Source organism: Actinomycetota bacterium, from assembly GCA_030019255.1.
In the GTDB taxonomy this organism is placed as follows: Bacteria; Actinomycetota; Geothermincolia; order Geothermincolales; family RBG-13-55-18; genus Solincola_A.
Genome location: JASEFK010000025.1, coordinates 1 through 7,281 on the forward strand (window position 1 = coordinate 1; position 7,281 = coordinate 7,281).

At 60.6% G+C, this 7,281-nt stretch carries 6 protein-coding genes; all 6 read right to left on the reverse strand.

Features of this window, described 5'->3' with window-relative positions:
* Window positions 1-20 precede the first annotated feature (20 nt).
* The 6 genes from QME84_12615 to QME84_12640 all read right to left on the reverse strand — a co-directional run bounded on the left by QME84_12615 (window position 21) and on the right by QME84_12640 (window position 7,114).
* On the reverse strand, window positions 21-770 hold the full coding sequence (locus QME84_12615; GenBank protein ID MDI6875105.1) for a DUF362 domain-containing protein: 750 nt from the start codon (window positions 768-770) through the stop codon (window positions 21-23).
* 259 nt (window positions 771-1,029) lie between these two features.
* Entirely contained in the window at window positions 1,030-1,911 is an 882-nt protein-coding gene (locus tag QME84_12620; protein MDI6875106.1) for a phosphoenolpyruvate hydrolase family protein, read from the reverse strand.
* A gap of 5 nt (window positions 1,912-1,916) precedes the next feature.
* The gene (locus tag QME84_12625) at window positions 1,917-3,155 is read right to left on the reverse strand and encodes a Tm-1-like ATP-binding domain-containing protein (GenBank protein ID MDI6875107.1); all 1,239 of its coding nucleotides are present in this window, start codon (window positions 3,153-3,155) and stop codon (window positions 1,917-1,919) included.
* Window positions 3,156-3,175: 20 nt separating this feature from the next.
* Window positions 3,176-5,122: an FAD-dependent oxidoreductase gene (locus QME84_12630; GenBank protein ID MDI6875108.1), complete on the reverse strand. Its 1,947-nt coding sequence runs from the start codon at window positions 5,120-5,122 to the stop codon at window positions 3,176-3,178.
* A gap of 43 nt (window positions 5,123-5,165) precedes the next feature.
* A complete protein-coding gene (locus QME84_12635; protein ID MDI6875109.1) occupies window positions 5,166-6,281 on the reverse strand; it encodes a saccharopine dehydrogenase NADP-binding domain-containing protein in 1,116 nt (371 codons plus the stop codon).
* Window positions 6,282-6,526: 245 nt separating this feature from the next.
* Entirely contained in the window at window positions 6,527-7,114 is a 588-nt protein-coding gene (locus QME84_12640; protein ID MDI6875110.1) for a TetR family transcriptional regulator C-terminal domain-containing protein, read from the reverse strand.
* Window positions 7,115-7,281: the final 167 nt, after the last annotated feature.

Genomic DNA, 7,281 nt, shown 5'->3' on the forward strand with positions numbered 1-7,281 from the left:
CTGGGATGGGAGGAGGAAGGCTAGGTGGCTGACACAAAATCCTTGACGCTACCGACTTTTTCGGCCAGTTCCTCCATACTTATATCACCGCTGACCTCAATGTCCGAAAAATCGAGCGAACCGTAACCCCCTTCGCTGGCCTCAACCAGGTGCTCCACTTCCCGGGGTTCAAACCCCAGGATGCGAGCGCCCACCATATCCGCCGCCAGCGGTTCGTTGGCGATGAGTAACGCGCCGAGGTGATGGGCATAGGGAGCGAATTCCTGTCCGTGGGCTATCTCCACGGCGTCAGAGATGATGAGCTGCGGGTATCCCGCCTCCAGGAGGTCCACGATCTTCTCGTTCAGCCGGTCGTTGTGGTAAAGCATCCGCTCCTTGTGGGTCAGGATGCCGATGTTCAGCTTCACGGCGTTGGTTATCTTGCATCCGTTGTGGAACTTCAACTTGGGCATCCACATGCGGAAGTCTGATTCGTAAAGGGATTTGGCCACCAGTATGGTCTTGTGCCATTTGGCCCGCGACAGTCTCACCCTCACCTGCCTTTCCTCGTTGAGGTCGCTGAGGGTCACACCTGCTCGCCTGGCCATCCCCGTATAGCCCGCATAGTGAAAGAAAAGCCTGGTGGAAATGCCCATTCCTCCGGATTCGCCCACGGTTATCCTGGACCTGGGACTCATCTTCCTGAGGACGGCGGCCGCGGCTTCGATCACCGCGGGATGGGTATGTGCCGCCCGCACCACCCGGGTGGCGCAGACCACGTTAGGTTTTATGAGTATGTTGCCCCTCGGTTTTTCTCCCAGCTCCTCAACCGTTTCTCAGATGATCTTCTCCAGCGAGGCCACCTCGTAGCTCTCGCACCTTCGGAGTATAACCTTGCGGTCCCCCATTTTCACACCTCCCTCGCCTTCCGGAATCACTTTTCAATCGCGGGTCTCGAACCCCGAACGCCTTGCGGCAGCGACTGACTATCCTCTTATGGCTCTACCCTGCCGCGGGGTCAGGCCGCGATGCCGGGGCTTAAGAAATGTCTTATTTCCCGCTCCTGTGCCGGATGGCCGCGACCTCCTTGTATCCCCGGCAGATGTCAGTGACCCCCTTCTCGATGGGGATCCTCTCGATGGCCGAAGCGCCCACGAAACCTTGGGCGTCGGTCCTCTCGTAGATGACCTTGGTGCTATCCGGGTCATAGAAGGGACCTCCGTGGATGAGGCAGATGACTTCAGGATTTTCCTTCCAGGAAGCCTCAAAGATGGCTTGCGCTCTATCCAGCAGGACGTCAAGGCTCTCCAGCTCCTGGTGCCCGGCCATTCCACCCATGGTGGGTCCCACGTGGGCGCAGATGACGTCCACCCCGGCCCGGACCATGTCCGCGGCGTCCTCAGGGGTGAAGACGTAGGCCATGGTGAAGACGTCCATCTCCCGCAGCAGTCTCATCATCTCCACCTCCCGGGCCCAGCCCCAGCTCTCCACGCCATAACCATAGGCCAGGCTTTGGTTATAGGCCCGCAGGGCTGAGCCGCCCTCGATGAGGTTCTCATAGAGGCCCACGGTGGGAAAGTTGATGACCCCGTTGAACCCCTTTTCCAGGAAGCGCGTCACTGAGGCCCTCTGGTCCAGGAAATATGGATCGTTGGCCTCGATGCCGGCGACGATGGGGGTGTTCTTCACCACGTTGGCTATCTCCTCGTACATGTCCAGGGTGATGGGATTGGAGGGACCGATGATGGTGGTGGGAAGCCCCATCATGCGCGATTTCCCGGTGCTGTAGACGATGATGATGTCCGCTCCACCCGCCTCGGCACACTTGGCGATGATCCCCGCACTGCATCCCGCGCCGAGGATGGGTTTCCTCTCCGCAATCTGTCCGTGCAACCTCTCCAGAATCTCCGACCTGGATATTTTCAGCGCCATGCCCTTCACCTCCCGGCTTGGGTTATCCGGTCGAAAACCCGCATAACGGCGTCCGCGAAACCCTCGTCGTTTATATGGCAGTCCACCTCCAACACCTCGACATCCGGTGGCAGCGCCTTCTTGAAGGCTTCCACAAAATGCCGGTCCGCCTCAGGGTCGAAGAGTGGGGCGCCCGCCTTATCCGTCTCCGAGAAACCACGTAGGGGGATAACCGCGGCCACGGGGCCGGAGGACTTTGCGGCGGCCTCGGCGAGAAAGGCAGCGACTTTTTCCAGTTCCTCGCCGCTGGTGCGAACCAGGACGATCCCCGGCCCGTGCATGGTCCAGGCCCGGTCCCGGAATTCCTCGGGGATGGAATCTATGCCCGTACCGGGAAAGATGTGCATGTCCAACCCACCGGGAGCGATGATCCAAGGAAGACCCCGCTCGAGAACGCTGGTCAGCCTCTCCCGGCGCTCCTCCGGGGCGCCCACCAGGCGGGCGATGTATTCCGGGGGATAGAGAGCCATGGGGATGGCCTCGAAGGGGGTGATGTCGATCACCCCGTCCATCATCCCCGCCCGGGCCAGCCTTTCCAGCACTGTGGTCCGGGCATGGAAGACCACCGCGTCCCTTCCTTCTTTTTCCAGTCGGGAGAACACCTTCTGTACCGCCGGGGTGGTTACCCCCAGGGCGGTGATTCCAACGAGAGGCCTGGCCTCCATGGAGGTCTCCGCCTCCAGCATCCCAGCTACCGCTCCGGCGGCCAGGCGCAGGGTGTTCTCCACCACCTTGTTCATGCCCACCAGGTCGATGGGAGACTGCATGACCGTGACGTCCTGGTCGCCGATGACCGCAGGATCGATGAAGGTGGTTACCAGCACCTTGGGCACACCAACTGGGAGTTCCCGCATGGCTGCCATCCCCAGCGCGGCTCCCGTGGTCCCGCCTAGGGCCAGGCAGGCGTGTATCCTACCCTGCTCGTAGAGATCCGCGGCGATGGCCTTTATTCCCTCCGCCATAACCCTGGTGGCTTGGGCGCGGTCGGCGCCCTTCTCGGCTTCCTCCCGCAACTCGGCCAGGCTCCTTCCCCCGGCCTCGGCCACCTCTTCACGGCTGAAGTCGCCCTGGATGGCGGGTTCCCCCATTACCCCTGCGTCCAGAACCAACGCTTCGTGGCCTTTTTCCCGGATGACCCGTCTAAGGAGATCGGCCTCGTCACCGCGCGTGTCCAGGGTGGCCACGATGAGCACCGTCTTTTTCATGTCCTTCACCCCCGATGGCTTTATATCTCTCGCGCCAGGATGGCCGCGCCGTGGATGGCACCCTTTATCCTCCCTATCTCCCGGCAATCCCCCACCTCGTAGACCTTCACAGGTAGCCTCTTGAGTTTTTCGGCCAGGCTACGGTGCGGTAGGTAACCGGTGGCCACCACCACTACGTCCGCCTCCAGCTCGCGGCTTTCCCCGCTTACGGAAACAGTAACCTTACCCGGTTCTATCTCCACCACCTCCGTGCCGGTGAGGATCTCCACCCCCAGGTTTTCGGCCATCCACAGGAGATAAAGCCGGTTGACGGTGTTCATGTCCGGAACTGCCTGCGCCTCTTTCTCCACGACCTTTACCGTTTTACCGGTTTCTGCCAGGTGGAGGGCGGTTTCCAGTCCGACGTCCCCGCCACCGAGCACCACAACCTTATCGCCCACCTCCGCTTTTCCGGTCAGCACGTCGGCGGCGTAGCGGATGTTCGCTCCCTCGATGCCGCGAATGTCCGGCCTGTCGGGAACCGCCCCGGTGGCCACCACCACCGCGTCGGGGGCCTCCTTTTTCACCAGCTCCGGGGTGACCTCGGTATTCAGCCGGACCTCGACCCCGACCCGCTCCAGCTGGGCGGAAAGGTGATTCAATAATCTTTTCACCTGTCCCTTGAATGAGGGGGTGGAGCCGGCTTTCAGTTGCCCGCCCAGCTCCCCCTCCTTCTCGCAGAGGACCACTGAGTGCCCGCGAAGGGCCAGGATGCGCGCCGCTTCCATGCCCGCCGGACCGCCGCCCACCACCATTACCTTCCGGGGGTTGGCAGTCCTTTCCAGGGCCAACTCCCTTTCCCTTCCCAGCTCCGGGTTAACGTCGCACTGGATGCTCCAAAGCTTGAAGAGGTTCCCGTAGCAACTCTGATTGCAGTACAGGCAGGGCCTTATGTCCTCCAACCGTCCCTCGGCTACCTTTCTGGGAAGGTGGGGGTCGGCGAGCAGCGGTCGCCCGATGGCCACCAGGTCGGCTTTTCCTTTCTCCAGGACTTCCGCGGCCAGATACGGGTTGTCCAGTTTCCCGGCTACGATCACCGGTATGCTAACCACCTTCTTGATCTCCTCGGCCAGATGAACGTTGCAGCCGGGGGGCATGGGAGCGGGTGGGAATATCCTGGCGAACCAGGAGGGCTGGGAGTCGTAGATCCCTGCGCTGACGCTTATGGCGTCCACGCCCGCCTCCTCCAGCTTCCTGGCGATGGCCTTGGCGTCCTCGAGGATCAGGCCTCCCTCCACATACTCGTCGGCGCTCATGCGGAAGATGATGGGGAAGTCGGGACCGCATCCGGCACGGATGCCCTCGATGATGCGCAAGGGGAAGCGCATGCGGCCCTCGAAGTCGCCCCCGAATTCGTCCTCCCGGTGATTGGTCAGGGGTGACATGAACTGTTGCACCAGGTACCCATGGGCCCCGTGGATCTCCACGGCGTCGAAGCCGGCCATCTTAGTCCGTGCCGCTCCCAGGACGTACTTGGTGATGATGGCCTCTATCTCCTCCCGGGTAAGCTCTCGCGGCATCTCCCCGCCCATGGCCATGCAGGGGACGGGGGAGGGCGCCACCAGCTGCTGGCCTTCGGTGCAGATGGTGGTGTTCTGGCGGCCGGTATGATGGAGTTGGGTGGCGATCTTCACCCCGTAGGGATGCACCGCTTCCGCGAGGTCGTGAAGGCCACCGATGTACTTGAAATCGTCTATTCTGATGGGGGCCATTCCCGCTTTTCCCGTGGGCCAGTCCACGCAGGTATTTTCAATGACGATAAGCCCCACGCCTCCCCGGGCTCTCTCCACGTAATAATCGATGAGGCGGGGGGAAACGGCTCCCTCCTCGGTACCGAAACGGCAGCACATGGCCGGCATGACCAGGCGGTTCTTGAGCTCCATGGAGCCTATCCGGACCGGGCTGAACAGGATGTCGAACTCTCCCATCTCTCCACCTCCTCGCGAAGCGGACCGAAACGGCCCCCAGTGCTCAGTTGATGCGGTTGCGCATGGCCACGTCGGAATACACGGGTATGCCTTTCTCCCCCAGGATGTGCAAAACTTCCTGGGGATCGAAGCAGTCCTCCGGTCCCCACACCCCGCCTTTGCTGACCTGCAACTTCCCCTTCCCCAGGAGGTAAGTCCCGATGGACAGGGCCAGGCCGGTGGATTCCCTTTGGGTGGCTATGCCGCACACGGTGAGAGTGGTCTCCCTTCCGTCCTTCTCCCCGGTGACGTCCACTCGCAGGGCGCAGTCGGGGTCGGCGGTGGGGGAGGGCTTGGAATATTTAAGAAGCAGCTTGGTAGCCAGGTCGATCTTCTTTGGGGTGGAAAAGAATCCCAGGCGTCCGAGAGCCACGAAAATGCGCGAGCCCTTGCCCATCCCCATGGTCATCTTCACTTCCTCCAGGTGAGGATTGAAGCGGGAAAGGGTAACCGCCTCCGAATGCCCAATGTTCCATACCCGTTGTACGCCGAACTTAGGCATCTCCACGTCGTAGTGAAGGCTCCCTGCCGGGAGCATGTACATGACCCCTTCCCGGAACACGGGGACCACCGTACCGTAGATGAAAAAGGTGTGTTTGATGACCGCCTCCCCGTATTCCCCCTCGGCGGGCATGTACACGTAGATGTCCGCCTTGCGGACCTTGTCCAACTGGTCGGCCAGGAGCCTTACCCCTACGTTGGAGAGGCCCGGGCTGGCCCCCATGCCGGTGACCACCAGGCGACCTCTCTCGCGGGCCACGTGGTCGAAGCGAATGATGGTGTCCTGGGCCGCCGACCAGTCGTCGCAGATGCTGATGTAGTTGACGTCGGCATCCAGAGCCGCCTTTACCAGGCGCGTCTCGAAGAGATAAAAAGGCCCGAGGGCTGAGGCCACGACGTCGTACCCCCGCATGACCTCCACCAGGCGGGCATGATTTCTGGCGTCGACTTGGACCGCTTCCACTTTGGCGGGGGCCGATTCCAGTTTGCCGGCGATTTCCCGGGCTTTGGCCAGGTTGGCATCGCCTATGGTCACCCGTTCCACGCCGGGGGTGTTGGCAAGATCCTCCACCGCCCGGCTGCCCATATTTCCGGCACCGCCCATGACCAGTACTTTCATGGCTTTCCCCTCCTTTCCCCATGCGTCGCTGACTGTGCCGAACAACGCTTGGATCAACCTTTGTGTTTGGCCAGCAGCGATAGTCAGATCAGCCAGGTTTTGCCTCGATATTTTTCAAGGTCCTCTCCGGGACTTAAGGGAGGGAAGGGTGCAACAACGCCTCACACACCCTTCCATCGCGGGCAAACGTTTGCCTGAGGTCCGACATCGCAGGCGTTTTCAAGCCTCTCTTCGAATGCAGCCCGTTAATGGCTCTGTTCGATCCTGTACCTATCCCGTTCCCAGGTCCCCCTCAACAACCTCAAAGCGCTTTCTTTCAAGTACAGGGATAGTTCGTCGAAACGCCGGTCGTCATCCACGAGGGAACGGTAAAAGTCATACCCCTGGATCAGGGTGATGAGATAATCCGCCAGTACGGCCGGTTGCCCGTCGATCCCATATTTCTCCATGCAGACGGCGATCTCTCCCTCCAGCACCTCACGGAGGCGTCCGTACATCTTCAGGAAGATTTCCCGCACACGCCGGTTCCTGAAGCCTAGCGAGTAGCAGGCGTAGAATACCCCGGTGTCCACCAGGCGGTTCCAGTCCTCCCCGAAGACTATGTCCAGGGTTCTTTCAAGCCTTTCTTCCGGGTCTTCTATCTCCTCAAGGGTGGGCAGGAAGGTCTCCTCGTAAAGGTGCAGGATGTAATCCACGAGCTCTACAACCATTTCTTCCTTGTTGGAGAAATAATGAATGGTGAGGCTGGGGTGGATGCCCATGCGACTCGCCACCTTGGCTATGGAGGCTCCTTCCAGGCCTTCCTCCTTGAGGACGGCGTAGAAGTTCTCCACGATTTCCCTTTTCCGCCTGGGTGCGTTCCTGTTGCTCCGGGCCACGTGAATTTCAACTCCTATTATTAAATGAACATTCATTTAATTTATAGGATAGAACCAGATATTTTGTCAACCGTGTTCCATATGGGAGAACGGAAAAGACGTCACGGGAAGAAAGCTTGAAA

Excerpts from the sequence above, each read along its gene's own strand:
- QME84_12635 (MDI6875109.1), bottom strand. The coding sequence starts at position 6,281 with ATGAAAGTACTGGTCATGGGCGGTGCCGGAAATATGGGCAGCCGGGCG.
- QME84_12620 (MDI6875106.1), bottom strand. The coding sequence starts at position 1,911 with ATGGCGCTGAAAATATCCAGGTCGGAGATTCTGGAGAGGTTGCACGGA.
- QME84_12630 (MDI6875108.1), bottom strand. The coding sequence starts at position 5,122 with ATGGGAGAGTTCGACATCCTGTTCAGCCCGGTCCGGATAGGCTCCATG.
- QME84_12625 (MDI6875107.1), bottom strand. The coding sequence starts at position 3,155 with ATGAAAAAGACGGTGCTCATCGTGGCCACCCTGGACACGCGCGGTGAC.